Annotated in this window: 20 protein-coding genes; 16 read left to right on the top strand and 4 right to left on the bottom strand. The window is 69.7% G+C overall.

What is annotated here, in order from left to right; all coding sequences use genetic code 11:
• The first annotated feature begins 1 nt into the window (after position 1).
• The 13 genes from J2S59_RS00945 to J2S59_RS00885 all read left to right on the top strand — a co-directional run bounded on the left by J2S59_RS00945 (position 2) and on the right by J2S59_RS00885 (position 10305).
• Positions 2–2950, top strand: a complete 2949-nt coding sequence (locus tag J2S59_RS00945; RefSeq protein ID WP_068117377.1) for a hypothetical protein — start codon at positions 2–4, stop codon at positions 2948–2950.
• A complete protein-coding gene (locus J2S59_RS00940) occupies positions 2947–3153 on the top strand; it encodes a hypothetical protein (RefSeq protein WP_068117374.1) in 207 nt (68 codons plus the stop codon). Before J2S59_RS00945 ends, J2S59_RS00940 begins: the two co-directional genes overlap by 4 nt.
• Positions 3153–3410 (top strand): hypothetical protein, encoded by a 258-nt coding sequence (locus J2S59_RS00935; RefSeq protein WP_068117371.1) that lies wholly within the window; start codon positions 3153–3155, stop codon positions 3408–3410. The genes J2S59_RS00940 and J2S59_RS00935 overlap by 1 nt, the downstream gene beginning before the upstream one ends.
• The gene (locus J2S59_RS00930) at positions 3407–3595 is read left to right on the top strand and encodes a DUF7620 family protein (protein ID WP_068117368.1); all 189 of its coding nucleotides are present in this window, start codon (positions 3407–3409) and stop codon (positions 3593–3595) included. Before J2S59_RS00935 ends, J2S59_RS00930 begins: the two co-directional genes overlap by 4 nt.
• Positions 3592–3894, top strand: a complete 303-nt coding sequence (locus tag J2S59_RS00925) for a putative phage holin (RefSeq protein WP_068117365.1) — start codon at positions 3592–3594, stop codon at positions 3892–3894. The genes J2S59_RS00930 and J2S59_RS00925 overlap by 4 nt, the downstream gene beginning before the upstream one ends.
• An 80-nt stretch (positions 3895–3974) precedes the next feature.
• Positions 3975–4217 carry a hypothetical protein gene (locus J2S59_RS00920; RefSeq protein WP_068117361.1) on the top strand — a complete coding sequence of 81 codons (243 nt, stop codon included), beginning with the start codon at positions 3975–3977 and terminating at the stop codon, positions 4215–4217.
• Positions 4218–4371: 154 nt separating this feature from the next.
• On the top strand, positions 4372–5025 hold the full coding sequence (locus tag J2S59_RS00915) for a hypothetical protein (RefSeq protein ID WP_068117358.1): 654 nt from the start codon (positions 4372–4374) through the stop codon (positions 5023–5025).
• The gene (locus tag J2S59_RS00910) at positions 5025–5237 is read left to right on the top strand and encodes a hypothetical protein (RefSeq protein WP_068117355.1); all 213 of its coding nucleotides are present in this window, start codon (positions 5025–5027) and stop codon (positions 5235–5237) included. The genes J2S59_RS00915 and J2S59_RS00910 overlap by 1 nt, the downstream gene beginning before the upstream one ends.
• On the top strand, positions 5234–5632 hold the full coding sequence (locus J2S59_RS00905; RefSeq protein WP_220138296.1) for a hypothetical protein: 399 nt from the start codon (positions 5234–5236) through the stop codon (positions 5630–5632). The genes J2S59_RS00910 and J2S59_RS00905 overlap by 4 nt, the downstream gene beginning before the upstream one ends.
• Positions 5633–5740: 108 nt before the next feature.
• On the top strand, positions 5741–6142 hold the full coding sequence (locus J2S59_RS00900; RefSeq protein WP_068117353.1) for a hypothetical protein: 402 nt from the start codon (positions 5741–5743) through the stop codon (positions 6140–6142).
• The gene (locus tag J2S59_RS00895; RefSeq protein ID WP_306824719.1) at positions 6135–8024 is read left to right on the top strand and encodes a WD40/YVTN/BNR-like repeat-containing protein; all 1890 of its coding nucleotides are present in this window, start codon (positions 6135–6137) and stop codon (positions 8022–8024) included. The genes J2S59_RS00900 and J2S59_RS00895 overlap by 8 nt, the downstream gene beginning before the upstream one ends.
• Before the next feature lie 184 nt (positions 8025–8208).
• Complete coding sequence (locus J2S59_RS00890; RefSeq protein WP_068118920.1) at positions 8209–8859, top strand: hypothetical protein; 651 nt, start codon at positions 8209–8211, stop codon at positions 8857–8859.
• Between the two features lie 531 nt (positions 8860–9390).
• On the top strand, positions 9391–10305 hold the full coding sequence (locus tag J2S59_RS00885; protein ID WP_306824718.1) for a tyrosine-type recombinase/integrase: 915 nt from the start codon (positions 9391–9393) through the stop codon (positions 10303–10305).
• Between the two features lie 8 nt (positions 10306–10313).
• Here J2S59_RS00885 and J2S59_RS00880 read toward each other — a convergent pair whose 3' ends face one another.
• On the bottom strand, positions 10314–10547 hold the full coding sequence (locus J2S59_RS00880) for a hypothetical protein (protein ID WP_181641689.1): 234 nt from the start codon (positions 10545–10547) through the stop codon (positions 10314–10316).
• 219 nt (positions 10548–10766) lie between these two features.
• On the bottom strand, positions 10767–11018 hold the full coding sequence (locus J2S59_RS00875; protein ID WP_068118935.1) for a DUF3263 domain-containing protein: 252 nt from the start codon (positions 11016–11018) through the stop codon (positions 10767–10769).
• Positions 11019–11154: 136 nt separating this feature from the next.
• Here J2S59_RS00875 and J2S59_RS00870 point away from each other — a divergent pair, with 136 nt between their 5' ends.
• Genes J2S59_RS00870 through J2S59_RS00860 form a run of 3 tightly spaced genes read left to right on the top strand, consistent with a single transcriptional unit; the run spans position 11155 to position 12439 of the window.
• Positions 11155–11559: a TadE/TadG family type IV pilus assembly protein gene (locus J2S59_RS00870; protein WP_306824717.1), complete on the top strand. Its 405-nt coding sequence runs from the start codon at positions 11155–11157 to the stop codon at positions 11557–11559.
• The gene (locus tag J2S59_RS00865) at positions 11556–12002 is read left to right on the top strand and encodes a hypothetical protein (protein WP_068123449.1); all 447 of its coding nucleotides are present in this window, start codon (positions 11556–11558) and stop codon (positions 12000–12002) included. Before J2S59_RS00870 ends, J2S59_RS00865 begins: the two co-directional genes overlap by 4 nt.
• A complete protein-coding gene (locus J2S59_RS00860; protein ID WP_068123453.1) occupies positions 11999–12439 on the top strand; it encodes a pilus assembly protein TadG-related protein in 441 nt (146 codons plus the stop codon). Before J2S59_RS00865 ends, J2S59_RS00860 begins: the two co-directional genes overlap by 4 nt.
• 83 nt (positions 12440–12522) lie before the next feature.
• Here the strand turns inward: J2S59_RS00860 and J2S59_RS00855 are convergent, their stop codons facing one another.
• Together J2S59_RS00855 and J2S59_RS00850 are read right to left on the bottom strand one after the other, a co-directional pair.
• Positions 12523–14757, bottom strand: a complete 2235-nt coding sequence (locus J2S59_RS00855) for a protein-arginine deiminase family protein (RefSeq protein WP_068123457.1) — start codon at positions 14755–14757, stop codon at positions 12523–12525.
• 116 nt (positions 14758–14873) lie between these two features.
• Entirely contained in the window at positions 14874–15644 is a 771-nt protein-coding gene (locus tag J2S59_RS00850; protein ID WP_068121401.1) for a class I SAM-dependent methyltransferase, read from the bottom strand.
• Between the last annotated feature and the right edge of the window lie 40 nt (positions 15645–15684).

Raw genomic sequence — 15684 nt, 5'->3', positions numbered from 1 at the left:
GATGGGCCACGGTGGGCTGTCGTACCGGGTCGTCGACGGCACCGTCGACCTCGACGTCACCGACCACGTCCAAGGGTCGCCGTCGCTGACGTGGGAGGCCGTCGGCGGGTGCGCGACCGGCCGCGTCACGATCACCTTGCCGCTCGACACGTTCCCCACCCTCGGCGACTCCTCGCGCATGTACGTCACCTCGACGCGCGGTGAGCCGGTGTGGGAGGGGTTCTTCGGGCTCCCCGACGCCCGCTCCGACGGCGAAGGGGAACGGTTCGAGTCCGAGCTCGTCGGCACCATGGCGCTCGCCGCGGACGCTGTCGAGGCGCTCGTCTACAGCGACGCCGACCTAGGGTCGTGGCAACGGTCCGCTGCGTCGGTGCAGTCCGCCCGCGTCGACCAGGTCGAAGACGGCTGGCAGCTCGCCCACCCTCAGGGCTACGTGCTCGGCACCGGCGCCGCCGCGGGCATGGAGTACCGGCTGCTGCAGCACGCGGCGCAGAACGTCGGGTCGGTGACGTTCACCGCCACCGGCCCGGTCACCCCGGAGCCGGGGTTCGCGCTCCGGGTGCAGGGCCTTGCGGGGAACACCGTGCTGACCACCATCGACCAGCCCCTCGCCACCGGCCCCACGACCTACAGCTACGGCCCGCCCGAGCTCGGTGCCAACGCTGACGTCGTCCGGATCTCCCTGGTCCGCACCGGCGGCGCCACGAACGTCCTCACCGGCAACGCCCTGGTCCAGATCACCGGCCTGACCGTCGCCGGGTCCCGCGTCGACCGGTACGGCACTCCCGTCACCGCCACCCCGGTCGTGACGTCGGCGCAGATCATCGACGACCTCCTCGGCCGCGGACTCCTCGGACCCATCGACCCGGCGCTCGCGATCGTCGAGGACTCCAGCATCCCGATCGAGGACGCCGCCTGGCCGACCGGGATCCGCATCGACCAGCTCCTCCAGCGGCTCCGCGACGCCGACACCAACATGCTGTGGTCCTACGACGCCGGCGGCCGGTTCTCCTGGCGCGCCTGGCCGACCAACGAGCCGCGGTACGACCTGATCGACGACCTCGACGACCTCGCCTGGCCCGGGTCCAGCGACACCCCGCCCTCCCGCATCACGGTGTTCTGGCGTCAGGACGGCGGGCTGCACCGCCTGCAGGTCACCATCGACGACCCCTCTGCTGACGAGGGCGCGCGGGTCCGGGTCGCTGATCCGATCACCGTCCCCGGCGACGACGCCACCGAGGAGGAGGCATACGAGGCCGGTCGTGACGAGCTCGAGCGGCTCCGCGCACGTGCCCGATCGGCGACCGCGGAGGTGTCGCGGCTGGTGTTCGACCGGGTCACGGGTCTCGAGGTGGAGCCGTGGGAGATCCGGCCCGGTTACCTCGCGCACGTCGACGTCACCGGCGAGGTTCTGCAGATCACCACCGTGACCGCCTCAGCTGCCCCGGACGGGGTGACGGCGACGCTGACGATGGGCCAGCCACCCATGAGCGATGCGGAGCGGGTGCTGGCGATCTTCCGCGGTGACCTGCCGGCACCTGGTGCGCCGATCATCGAGATCCCCGAGGAGACCCCGGAGCCGCCGCCGACGGAGGCACCGGAGACCGGGGACACGTCACCGCCGCCGTACTCCCCACTGCCGACTGTGGAGGCGTCCATCGAGGCCGCTCTCGTGACGGTCCCGGGGATCGACCCGGGTCCGGGGTACCGCGGTCCGATCATGTTCGAGATCCACCTCGCGACGTCGGCGTCCGCACCCGCCCCGACCCCGGGGAACCCGGCGACGCTGATCGGTGAGACCCAGACCGGGACGTTCTTCGCGACGAAGCGCCCCGACGGGCTGCCGCTCGCGTCTGGGGTGACGTACTACTTCGCGACGATCGCGATCAACGCGGTGGGTGCAGCTATCCCGTCGGGGTGGGTCGCCGGCACGGCGCGGGCGAAGATCACCGGGACGATGATCGGGCCGAACGAGATCCAGACCGGCAACCTCGCGACGAACTACCTGACCACCGCGGCGCTGCTGGCCAACGACGCCTGGATCGGTGCGCTGCGGGCGGTCGACCTGACTGCGGAGACGATCACCGGCCCGAAGATCCAGACGATGAGCCAGGCCAACCGGGGCATCAAACTCGACGGCTGGACCAACACGCTGCGGGCATGGGACGCCTTCGGCAACCTGCGCTTCGAGGTTAACGGCAACACCGGCCTCGGCACTTTCACGAGCGCCTCGGGCGGAGCTTCCGCAGCCCTCTCGGCCGGCAGTTTGGTCTTCTCGAACAGCACCTATGGGACGTCGGGTGCGGTCGTCGGCAGCAGCGTCGGCATCCGGCTCGCGTCCGGCTCGTCGTCCATCGACATTGAGCAGAGTGGTCGTGTTCAGATCAACGCGCCCGCTCTCGTGCAGGGCAACCTCGATGTCCTCGCGGGTGTGCTCAAGGTGCAGGGGTCTAACGGGTTCGCGATCGATACCGCTGGCGGGTATCTCCGATCTCCTCGGACGACCAACTTCGCTTCAGGTGGGTCCCCGAACGTCCGCATCAACACCGACGCGTCATCTGCCGTGTTCGCCAACACCGAGTCCCGCCGGGCCATCAAGGTCGCCATCGAGCCGGCACGGAACGACCAACTCCAGGCGCTGCTCGACCTGGACGTACAGACGTGGTTCGACCGAGCGCCGGCAGAAGCCCTGGCCGCGTATTTCGGGGGCGGACCGGACGACCCCAGTGACTGCGCGGGAGACGGCTCGGCCATCGAAGTGTTCGAGCCACTTCGCCGCTGGCCTGGGCTGATCGCCGAGGAAGTGTACGACGCCGGCGCCACGCTGTTCGTCGACTACGACAACCGCGAAGGCACCCCGCGCAGCGTGTTGTACGACCGCATCGGCGTGGCGTGGATTCCGTTCGTGCGTGACCTGATCACCCGAGTCGAAGCCCTGGAGGCATCGTGACCCAGCAGCAGCCCGAGCCCACGCAGGTCGACCCCCAGGCGGTCGTCAACGACCTCGCCCAGCAGGTCGCTCAGCAGGCTGTGGGGCTGGCGATGCTCCGTACCCAGCTCACCGCGGTGACCGCCGAGCGCGACCAGCTCCTCGCCGAGCGGGACATGCTGATCGCGGCGCAGGAGCAGGCCCAGCACCAGGCGGAGGGCTGATGGAGTGGGCAGGCATCTCCTCGGTGGCCCAACTGTCCACGCCGGCGGTGCTCGCGGTGATCGCGCTGCTGGTGATCACCGACAAGCTCGTGTGGCACACCCGGCTCAAGCGCGCCGAGAAGCGCGTCGAGAAGCTCGAGGAGATGCTGCTCTCCGCCCTCGGTGTCGCCGAGCGAACCACCGTCGGCGCCGAGGTCGCACACAAGGTCATCGAGCAGCTCCCCGACCCTGGCAGCGGCAGGGGGAAGAGGCGATGACCCTCTGGCGGCGGATTCTCGGGCGGACGCAGGAGGAGGGCGAGGTCGACCAGCGCATCAAGCAGGCCGAGGAGAAGCTGGCCGACCTCGAGCGGCGCGCCAACCGCGTGGTGCCTTCCCTCGAGCGACGCAAGCGCCGCAACCACTGGGCCGAGACCGTCGAGATGCTTTGGGAGGGTCGATGACCGCGGATGGCATCTACCAGGCGCTGTTCTTCATCACCTGGCCCGCGGCGGTCGCGTACCCGGTGATCTACATCGTGTCGGCGCCGTTCTGGCGCTCGCGCACCGGGCGGGCGCTGTTCGTCAAGGCGCTCGGCGTAGGTCTCATGGTCACCGTCGGGTGCCTGTATTTCCTGCTCGGGTCGGACTACTGGGGGCGCAACGCCATCCGCATCGGCGGGATGGCTCTCGTCTGCGTGGGCGTGTGGGCCGCGCTGATCGAGATGCTCCACCGACTCCGCAAGCGCTACTCCGCGCCCTGACCCACCGCCTCGCCGCCCGTACCCGCATCCGTCTCGCCCGCGCCATCACGTGGGCCGCTCACCCTTGCCAGGAGGCAACCGTGGCCAACGTCATCGAATTCACCAGCAGCGGAGGCGCGGGCTCCGTGTCCTACGACGGCCTCACCTGCCCCGAGTGCGACGGCGCGTGGTTCACCGTCCAAGCCGTCGTGCTTGACCGTGAAAGCCGCGTCACCGGATACGCCGCACCCACCGCCTGTCGCGACTGCGGCCACGTCGTCGTCGCTGGCACCTGGGCCGCGCCACCCATCGAGCTGCTTCACGACGAGAGAGGCGACGACTAATGGCCAACATGCTCCGCAAGAAAGCCACCAAGTGGCACGGCTGCTGCGATCACTGCGCGCGCGGCACTGCGCTCCACATGAAGCCCGGACCGCGAGAGCGTCACCAGGCGCGGGCGATCGAGAAGCGGCAGTGGGCGAAGGAGTGGGGCGAGCGATGAAGCGCATCAGTCTCGGCCGGGACACCTCTGGCCGCCCGCTCGACGTCGACTCCCGCACCCTCGCCAAGCTCCGCGCGGCCGAGCGCCGGCTCGGCCACAAGTTCGTCATCGTCCAGGGCTCCTACCGTGGCGGGGCTGGGGCGAAGGCATCGGCAGGCACGCACGACCGCGCGGGCGTGATCGACCTCCGCACCTACGACCTGCCAGCCAGCATCACCCCGCAGGCCGCAGTCAAGGCGCTCCGCGAGGCCGGGCTGATCGCCTGGTACCGCACCAAGGCGCAAGGGTTCGACCCGCACATCCACGCCATCGACTACGGCAACCCCGACCTGCACCCGTCGGCTGCCAACCAGGTCCGCGCGTGGGAGCAGGGCCGCAACGGGCTCGCCAGCAACGGCCCCGACGACGGGCCGCGCGTGACGGTCCCCAAGTCGCTGCCGCCGGACCCCACCCCCGGCGTCACCCGGTTCCTCAATGCCAGGACGCTCAAGCAGCGGCGCAAACTCGCCGACGGCCTGGCGAAGAACGGCGACACCGCCGCGATCCGTCGGCACGCGAAGCGGTGGCTCAACCGCGACGCCAAGGCACAGAAGTGGGCCAAGGCGCGCGCCGCGTCGTACCGCGCGCTGCGGAAGCTCGAGGTGAAGTGATGGCCGACGAGACCACGGGCGAACCCGAGCAGACCGTTCCCCGCGCCGAGTACGACCGCATCGCAGCCGCGCTCGAGCGTTCCATCGAACGCCAGGGCGCCGCCCAGGACGAGGCCCGGCTGGCAGCGGTCGCGCTCGTCGCCGCGCAGCAGCGCATCACCGAGCTCGAGGCGGAACTCGCCGCCGCTCTCACCCCGCAGGAGGAGTCATGAGCACACCCACCCAGGTCGCCCGCCCGTGGCGCACCACCGTCCGCACCATCGTCCAGGCACTCATCGCGCTGGCCGTCATGGCCCCGATCCTCGTGGAGGCGACCGGGCTCGACCCCGAGTCCCTGCCGTGGCTCGTCGGCGTTCTCGCAGTCGCCGGAGCGGTCGCGCGCGTCTCTGCGCTCCCGCAGGTCGAGGCGTTCCTGCGGCGTTTCGTGCCGTGGCTCGCCGCGGACCCGGACGACCACCGACCTGACGAGACCGGGCACATCCGCATCGGTGGCTACCGGATCCACCAGGACGGCACCCTGATCACCCGCGGCCTGATCTACACCGGGAAGCTGCGCGCCGACTCCATCACGCAGGCGCGTATCACCGGTGAGGAGGACGAGTCGTGATCCGCATCTACCGCGCGTCCGTCATCGCGATCGGCCTCTGGGTGATCGCGACCCTGACGTGCGCCGGTGGCTGCGCCTGGTTGCACTACCACCCACGGGAGGCGTGAGGTGACGGCCCAGGCGGTCTACGGCGACGTTGTCGAGGTGACCCCGATCCACTTCTGGATGGGGAACTCCGGGGCGTTCCACGTCGGGTTGTACCTCGAGGGTCGGCCGTTCGACCCGACCGAGGATCCGGCTGGTGAGTGGGTGGCGCGGGCGGACCTGGTGCCGCAGACCGGCGGCGAGCCGGTGTTGACGTTGCACTCCGCCCCGTCCGCGGGTCAGGGGTCGTTCCGGTTCGAGCCGGGCCGGCTGGTGGGTGAGGTGACTGCCGCGGTGATGGCGGCGCCGGTGGTGCCGGGTCGGTACGGCATCGAGATCGAGTTGGTCGACCCCGAGGACGGTGAGCCGTTCGTGCTCGCTGTTGGTGTGGTCATCGTGCACGAGGAGGGGACGCAGAGTGCCTAGGAAGATCATCGCGACGCAGGTGTTCGGCCGTCAGGGTGACCCGGGGAAGAAGGGCGACATCGGGGACGTGACGCCGGCGGCGTTGGCCGCGAAGGACGCCGCGGAGGGCGCCGCGAGCTCGGCGGTGCAGGTGCTCACCGACACTGAGGGTGTGCGCGCCCAGACGGTCGCCGAGCGGGAGGCGGCCGAGCTCGCAGCCAGCGCCGCGGAGGCGCACAAGGCCGCTGTCGAGGCTGTGCAGGCGACGAACGACGGGATCATGACGTCGGTCGCGCGCGACAAGGAGTCCGAGTTCGCACGTGAACTTACGGGCGAGATCGTGGCAGGCATCGACGCCGCCCCGGTGGCGCGCACCGCCGCCCCCGCGTCGGCCCAGTTCGCGCCGCCGCTGGGGTTCGCCCACGTCGACACGATCAAGGGCTACGCCTTCCTCAACTTTGAGCCGGGGTCGGGGAACATGATCGCCGCCGTGCTCGGCTCGGCGGCCGGGTCCTCCATCGCGCGCTCAACCGACTCGGGCAAGACGTGGACCACCATCGGTGTTGTTGACCCCGCCAACAGTCCCGGCCACTTGTGGTACACCGCAGCAGGTGCGTGGCTGTGCTCTTCCAACGGCGGGAGGCTGTACCGCTCAACTGACGCCGGCGCTACATGGGCTCAGGTCAGCGGACTCGACCCCGGAGTGGGCATCCTTCAAGAGGGCCTCACGCAGGACGCGGGTGGAACGCTCTATGCCGCCCGCTACGGCGGCGGGGGGAACAAGGTCTACGCCTCTACCGATGACGGCGTTACGTGGACGGTCCATTCAACCTTCGCCACCTCTGACGCAGGTGACCCGCAGCCGACCATCCGACACATTCACGGCATCAAGTCGCTGCCCTCCGGGCTGTGGCTCTACACCGGGGACAATCACCTCCAGTGTGGATTCTGGCGCTGGGAGTCCGGCGCTTGGGTGCGGAAGTCGCCCGCCGTTCCCGACCCGGACGCGCAAATCTGGCGGGCCGTGGGGCTCACTGAGCGAAATGGGTGGCTCTACTGGATTCAGGACGGTGCGGGCGGAGCGCCCGCCCGGAAGCCTGCGATCTTCAAGGCTCACCCCAGCGACCTCGCAGGGACCGTGATCGAGGTCGCTGGAGACCTCCCCATCGGAGGCTGGTACACGGCGCACATGGCGGACGGAACGATCCTCATTGGCGGCGTCGTAGAGGTGAACTTCGGTGACGAGGAGGACCGTGCCGTGCGTCTGTGGGCTGTCACGCCGGACGACAAGGTTCATGAGCTGTACGCCGCCGAGCGAGTCCCCGACGCCGTCGTTGACTTCACGGCGCTGCGAAACCTTCACGTGCGCGCCTCTGACGGCCTGGTGGCCTTCACGGTCAACCAGGTGGACTTCACGGGACCGGGGGCATCCTCCTACGCCTCTGTGTTCGGCCATGTCCGACAGGGCGGCGCGCGGTTCGTGCCCAGCCCCCAGGCCACCCCTCAGGCGTTTTCGGGTACACCGCGCACGCTGCACCGCTCTGTGATTACGACCTCGTCGCCGGTCTACGCTGGGCTCACGGAAGCGCTCATGCCAGAGATGCGAGTCAAGGTGCTCTCCCGCATGCGGCCAATGCTCGTGCTCATCAAGGCGACCGTGTCCATGTCCGCTGCCAACGTGGAGGGCCGCTTCACCCTGTATCGCAACGGTTCGGTGGTCCCCGGCAATACGTGGACGATCAAGCCGACGACCACCGACTACTTCCCGATGGTGTGGTGGGCGATCGTGGATCCATTGAACCTCGTGGACCAGACTTTCGAGCTCCATTGGAGGTCAACCAGCAACGGGGTGCAGGTCCGCTCGCTGTTCAGCGACCGGAGCCTAACCGTGCTCGAACTCTGAGCTGCTCGGTCCCGGACTGACTGACCAATAAGCAGCACCCCACCGCCCGGCTTCACTCCCGCCGAGTGAAGCGCAGAACGAAACCGCCCCACCTGGCCGACGTGGCTGGGCGGCGGTTTCTCGCGTTGGCGGTGAACCCACGAATGCAGGACACATCCACACGCCGCGCGGTACCGTCCAGCGGATGGAGGAGCGGGAAGCGTTCATGGTCGCCAACCTTGACGAGTCGATCGTCACAGTGGCTCCAGGTGCGACCTGGGTGTACGCACCGATGATCTGCGTGCGGTGCAACCACGGCCAGGGGTCCGGGCAGAAGGTCGAGTTCGATGACCCTCCGACGATGCTCACGGGATTCAGGCGCTGTGAGAAATGCGGCGACAATGCTGCTTTCCCTAAGCTCACCCATTACCAGACTCACGATGGACGTCGCCTGCTCACGCTGGAAGCCGAGGACCCCCGGAGATACAGCCTCCACGACATGAACCTTGCTGCGATCCAGCGGATGGGTGAACTGGCCGCCGGTGTGATCAAGGGCGACGATCCGCGTGAACTGCTCGACCACCTGGAGACAGGACCGAAGCCACTGCGGCGACTTCGGTCACGGTTCCCCAAGACCCATGAAGGCCGCGTCCTGCTGGCCCAGGTTGTCTTTGGTGCTGCACAGCTGCTCACGCTCTATGCCATCGAGTCGCAAGGCGGCCCCGACCCAGCACTGGTCGAGATCCTCGACCGCCTTGTTGAACAGCAGGAAGCCGGCGAACTAGAGATGCCGGAGAGCGACACTGATCAGAGTGACGCAACCCAGCGCGATCGAAGCGCCGAGCAGAACCCCTGACTTGTGAGCCTCACGGGGTTCGCTCGGCAGGTCGCTGGCCGAGACAAGCAGTTGCCCGCCCCGCACGAGCGCTAGGGCGCACCCTGCCACTAGGAGCAGAGTGATCGTCGCGGCCAACATGTCGCCCATGCTAGCCGCGGTAGCACCGCGGTGTCTCTAGACCGGCCCGCATCCATGCCACTGACCAATAAGCAGCACTCTTCACTCGGTTCGAGTGAAGCGCAGAACTTGCCCCCGCCTTGGTAGGCGACAACGGGCGCCGCTTGGGAGGCGCAGACGGACACGGGTTGATCGCCGTGATCCAGCGTCGTGCGGATGCCTGTGATCGGTTCGATTCCGTGAGGGGGTGCAAGCCCTTCACCGCCCCACCTGGCTCCGGCCGGGTGGGGCGGTTCTTCGCGTTCGTGGGGTATGTCCGTTTCGACGGTTATGCTCCACGGCCACAGAAACGAAGCGGGCCCCGGCCAGGTGCGCCAACACCGGACCGGGACCTCTTGACCCACCACCTGATTCAGCCAGGAGGCAGGCCCAGTGCTGCACGCTACCCCGAACGGTGCCCCCGTTCTCGACCCCGCGACCAAGCTCGCCGTCGACGGATTCCTCGACCGCTATGACAACCCCTCGACCCGCGAGCTCTACGAGATCGACCTACGGATCTTCCTCACCTGGTGCCGCACCCACGGCATCGACCCACTCGCGATCCGCCGGCCCCAGCTCGAAGCGTTCTCCCGCTACCTCACCCTCGAGCGCCGCAACTCCACCGCCACCGTCGCGCACCGCCTCGGCGTCGTCCGGTCCTTCTACGAGGTCGCCGTCGACGACGAGCTCCTCGACCGCAACCCCGCCCGGCTCCTGCGCGTGCCCCGCGTCCACACCGACCCCGCCCGGATGATCGGCCTGGACCGCCGCGAGTTCGGCGCCATCCTCACCGCCGCCCGCCACCACTCACCCGACCGGTGGGCACTCGTCGCGCTGCTCGGCCTGATGGGGTTGCGCGTCACCGAAGCCTGCTCGATCGACGTCGAGTCGTTCCACCAGCGCGTCGAACGCGGCCACCAGGTGCTGTCGTTCGTCGGGAAGGGCTCCAAGCCCGCCACCGCACCCATCCCCGTCCCGGTGCTCCGCGCGCTCGAGGAAGCCCGCGGCGACCGCACCTCCGGGCCACTGCTGGTGCGCCACGACGGCGAACGCCTCGACCGGCGCACCGCACACCGGTGGGTCAAGCGCCTCGGTGTCGTCGCCGGGATCGACAAGCCGGTGACGCCGCACGCGCTGCGCCGCACCTACGTCACCCTCGCCCTCGACGCCGGTGTCCCGCCGCGGGAGGTCCAGCGCGGCGCGCGGCACGCGAAGCTCGACACCACGATGCGCTACGACGTCGCCCGCCTCGACATGGACCGCCACGCCAACCACTCGCTGGCGGCGTTCGTGGCCGGCGCGATGTGAGGAGGCGGCTACCCGTCGGAGCGGACGCGCTCGATCCGCTCCGACGGGATCCACCCCTGCCACTGCTGCGGGCCCGAGCCTTCCGGGTGGCCCAGCGCGACGTACACGCACCAGCCCTCCCAGGAGCCGTCCTCGCGTTGCCGCCACTCGAGTAGCAGCCCGGGCAGCCGCTCGCCGTCGTCGTACGTCGACCGCTTTGTCACCCACACGTGCTGGGGGCCGCCCTCGGGGATCATGTTCATCATCATGATGATGGCGGACGCCTACTTGAAGGTCACTGGAAAGCCGAGCGCTGCGAGTATCCTGGACCCATGAACACCGCGCCCCGCTGACGTCCAGGGGACGTGAAGGGCCGGTTATCTAACGCGGGGTCGCGCAACCTAGGGCGCGGCTTGGCATCCAGCCGGACGCCTCGGTGACCTGAGTCTCAGACTCAACAGTTGCCGGGGCGTCCGTGCATTTCACCCCCAGCCCTCCCGCCGCGCTGGCCGAGCTCGACGACGGGCGTCACGCAGGCGGATCAGGCGGCGGACGAGGAGCGGGTCAGCAGCCATCGCGGCCGGCTTGTCGATCAACGCGTTCTGCAGCTGGTAGTAGCGCGTGGCGGACACCCCGAACTCCTCGCGGATCGCCTGCTCTTTCGCGCCCGCGTACTTCCACCACTGGCGCTCGAACGCCAGCATCTTCACATCGGTCTCGGTCAGCTCCGTCATGCCGCGCACGGTGCCACCCGCCACCGACACCGCCGGGGGAGAACCAGCCTTCAAGCACCCCTCACCATCATGAGCGCGGGCCTCGTCGTCCTGATCTGGGGTGTCGCCGGAGAGGAGCTCGCCCGGATCCTGCGCGATGCGCTTCGTTCCGTCTCAGCCTGACCGCACCGACGAGCGCGGGTCGGCCGTCGTCGACTTCGTCCTCGCGATGGTCGTGCTCGTCCCGCTGCTGCTCGGAGTCGTCCAGCTCGGGCTGGTGCTGCACGTGCGCAACACCCTCACCAACGCGGCCTCCGAGGGCGCGCGCCACGCGGCGGCACTCGACCGCGGCCCGGCGGACGCGGTCTCCCGCACCCGCGAGCGGATCGCCGGAGCCATCTCGGGCCGCTTCGCCGACGACGTACGTGCCGAGCCCACGGTGGTGGCAGGGGCGCCCGGCGTACGCGTCACCGTGCGCGCCGAGGTCCCTCCGCTCGGGCTGTGGGGGCCGGCCATGCGGCTCGAGGTGAGCGGGCACGCGATCGCGGAGGACCCGCCGTGAGTCGCCACGGCCGGCGCGACGAGGCCGGCTCGGCCCTCATCGAGGCGGTCTGGCTCTCGATCCTGCTGCTGGTCCCGCTCGTCTACGTCGTCCTTGCGGTCTTCACCGTCCAGCGCGCGGCGTACGGCGTCTCCGCTGCAGCAGAGGCAGCGGGCCGTGCGTTCACCCTTGCCCCCGACGAGGGCACCGCCGGGCAGCGCGCCCGGGCGGCAGCCGCCGTTGCGCTCACCGACCACGGGGTCGACGCCGCGCCCGAGCAGGTCACGATCAGCTGCGCTCCGGACCCGCGCAACTGCCTCGCGCCGGGCTCGGTCATCACCGTGCTGGTCGACGCCTCCGTCGACCTGCCGCTCATGCCCGATGTGCTCGGCCCCGTCACCCCGACGATCGCGGTGGACGCCGAGCACCGGCTGCCCTACGGCACCTTCCGGGAGGACCGGTGAGCCGGCGCGACGACGCCGGCAGCGTCGCGGTGCTGGTCATCGGGTTCTTCATCGTCGCGCTCACCCTGGTCGCGGTCGTGGTCGACGCCTCGGCCGCCTACCTCGAGCGCCAGCGCCTCACCGCCCTCGCCGACAGCGCCGCGATCGCCGCGGCCGACGGTGTCCAAGGGGAGCAGGTCTATGAGCGCGGGCTCCCGCGGCCGGGCCGCGACTCCCGCGTCGACATCGACCCCCACGCCGCCCGGTCGTACGTCGCCGCCCACCTCACCGCGACCGACGCCTGGCGTGAGCATCCCGGCCTGAGCTGGACCGTGCGGTCCGACGGTGATGCGGTGGTGGTCGAGCTGCGCGCGCCCTTCGAGCTCCCCCTCGGCGTCCCCGGCGTCGGCGACGGCACGGTCACGGGGCGCTCGTCGGCGGTCGTCGTGCTCGACTGAGCGCGCAATGCGACATCTGGCACCACCGGAGGCGCTCCGGTGGTGCCAGATGTCGCAATTCGTTGGTGTCGCAGGTCAGCGCGTCACTTGCGCAGCCTCTTCTTCCCGACGGTGGTGACGGTCGTCAGGGTCTGGTGGCCCGGCTTGCTGGCGGTGATGGAGACCTTGATCCGCTTGCCGGCCAGCTTCTTGGTCAGCTTGAGCTTCAGCGTGGTCGCGCCCTTGATCGGCGTGTTGCCGGCGTACCACTGGACCTTCACCTTCGCCGGCTTCGGGTTGAGCTTGCCGATGTGCAGCTTGATCTGGCGTCCCACACGGAAGGTGCCGGTGACGCGCGGCTTCGTCAGCTGGACGATCGGCTGCAGCGTGGGCTTCGGGGCCGGGGCGGTCGTGCTGCTGCCCTCGGTCCACCACGGGGTGCCGCCGGTGTGGTCGCGCAGCACGTTGGTGGTGCAGTGGATCTCACCGCTGGGGTGCGCGTAGCGGTAGTCCTCGACCCACTGGATCTCGGTGCCGACCTCGGCGAAGCGCTGCTCGATGAGGGTCTCGAACATGTCCTTGCCGTCGACGGCCGGCGCGTGCTGCTTGGTCACGAAGACGACCTTGTGGCCGGTGCCGATGAGGTTGGCGGCGTTGGGGATCGCGACGCCCGACCGGTTGCCCTTGTAGAGCACCGGGACGCGGATGATGTCGTCCTCGGTCATGCCGGTCTCGGACTTGATCACCTGCAGGGCCTTGTTGATGCCGCGGACGGCGTTGCGGGTGCCCTCCTTGATCGCCGGGTCCGCCAGCGTCTGGGAGATCGTGGTGGTCGGGAACTCAACCCCCTCGACGTCGAAGTCGTAGGGCTGCAGCAGCTGCTCGTCACCGCGGCCCTGCTCCTCGAGGTCGGCGAGCAGGTCGTAGGCGAGCTGCGGGTCGGCCAGCACCATCGCCCAGCCGCGCTCGGTGTTCGCGGGGATGAAGGACAGCAGCTCGTCGATGTGGCCGACGCCCAACCAGCTCGTGTCGATCACGACGGGCTGCTGGTAGCCCTGCGCCGCGAGCATCGCGTTGAACGCGGGGTCGGCGGTGAAGCCGCCTGCCGCGGAGCCGAAGATCTTGCGCCCGAGCGGGTAGCTCTTGCCGGCGTAGGTGTGCGCCGGGATGGTGCCGTAGTTGCCCGTGGACCCGAAGGTGTCGTACGACGACCCCGCGTGCCGCACCGGCTCGTAGTCGGGGTCGAAGTGCTGGACGCCGGCCACGTCCGGGCCGCGCAGCTCGGTGAACACGATCCGACCACTGCCCCGGAAGGGGTTGCCGCCGGCGTTGTCGCGCCCGTCGCGGACAGGTGCGCGGACCCAGACCTTCATCGACTGCTCACCCTGGGGTGCCGGCATCGACATGAACCCGGGCTCCATCACGTCCTGCAACCAGATGTCCGTGCCCTCACCGCCACCGCGCGCGCCCTGCATGCTCGGCAGGAGCTCGAACGTGACGCCCTTGCCGATCCGGTCCACGCCCTCCTGCAGGTCCTCACGGAACGGCACCTGCGTGCCGAGGATGCGCTCTGCCGCCGGCTGCGCCTCCTGGCCGTCGTAGACCGAGGTCAGGTTGTCGGCGGCATAGATGGTCTGCATCGGCATCAGGTCGGTGGCGAAGAGCACGGGCGCGACGCGCAGCTGGACCTGGTCGGTGGCGACCTGCTTGCCTCCCTTGAGGTGGACGACTCGGACCGTGACCGTCCCGTCCCAGGACGTGTCGCGGATGATGTCCTTGCCCTCGAGGCCGAGCTCGACGCCGGAGCGGATCTGGTCGGCCGGCAGGTGGCCGTTGGCCGGGAGCCGTTTCCAGTCGGAGGCCCTCGTGCCGGCGCCGGTGCGGCGGAACAGGTTGACCTTCGACGCGCCGACACCACGCAGCTCGACGCGGACCTGGTCGGCACTGCCGGCGGCGACACCGGCGACCTTGATGCGCGCGAGGTCCGCGATGTCGGCGTCACCGTTGACCACCCGGTCGGCGGCGTCGTTGCAAGACGCGAGCTCGACGTCGGTCAGCTGGCTGCCGTCGACATCGATCTTCGGGCAGCGCGCGAGGTCGTCGTCCAGGTTGGCGAGGAAGAAGGCGCCGCGTGTCTTGGTCCACACGCCGCGGCCGTCGGCGTCCGCGGCGGTGACGACTCCGTCGCGGTTGGTGTCGGCGAGGATGAGCGCGGCCGGGGCAGCGGTCGCGGTCTGGGTGGACAGGATGCCGCTGCCGAGGAGGAGGGCCGAGGCGGCGAGCCCGACGCCGAGACGTCCACGCCTACGACTGGGGGAGGGTGATGCTGATTTGTTCACGAGTGCTCCCTCTTGACTGGATTCGCCCGATTGGGCGTGATCCGCATCGAACGGGGAGCGCATTGCCGGCAGGTGCCCCGCCGGTTTCGGCGGGGTTTCGCGGCGGCCCGGTGGTGTTACAACTCGCGACTCGGTGCCTTCTGCACGAAGAACAGATACATCGGCTGCAGCCGCATCGGCAGCACGCGCAGCACCCCGAACAGCACGTAGGTCAGCGCACGGGAGCTGCCGACGTACGCCGGCTCGCCCACGGCGTACCCGTGCACCTCCCACCGCGGCGCCGGAAACGCGCTGCGCAGCTGGCGCAGGCTGTTGAGCCGGTAGCGGGTGGGGAAGACGTCGCGGGTCTTGCGCTGCGGCTGCAGCGTGCGCAGCAGCCGACTGTGCAGCGCGTTGGGCACCATCCGCGCGCCGATCGCGATGAAGCCCCAGCGGTTCGGAGTCCGCGCACATACCCAGCCACCGGGCTTGAGGATGCGGTCGAGCTCGCCCACCACGGCCGCGGGGTCGTCGATGTGCTCGAAGGCGTAGTCGGAGACGACGAGGTCGACCGAGGCGTCGGGCAGGTCGATGGGGGTGCCGGGGCGCCACACGATCGCCCGGTCGAGCGCCTCGTTGTCGACGACCACCGGGTCGACGTCGACGCCGATCACGGCCGCGACCTTGCCGCGCAGCAGCTGCAGCCGGCGCGGGTAGGAGTCGGGCCGGTCGAGGAACTCCCCCCGGCCGGCGCCGAAATCGACGACGACCGAGTCCGGTCGCAGCAGGGCGTTGACGCGGCCGTAGAACTGCACGGTCGACTCCCAGCGCCCGAACCCTCCCGCCGCCATCTCGGGGAAGATCCGTCGCCAGGTGCGCTCGATGGGCGCGAGCTCAGTGGTGGTCATGCCCCTCCAGTGCGCGCACGCGGGGTCCGTGATCCATGGG

Source organism: Nocardioides massiliensis (assembly GCF_030811215.1).
Classification (GTDB): domain Bacteria; phylum Actinomycetota; class Actinomycetes; order Propionibacteriales; family Nocardioidaceae; genus Nocardioides_A; species Nocardioides_A massiliensis.
Note: the sequence above shows the minus strand (reverse complement) of the source record. Positions and strands in the feature narration are given on the sequence as shown.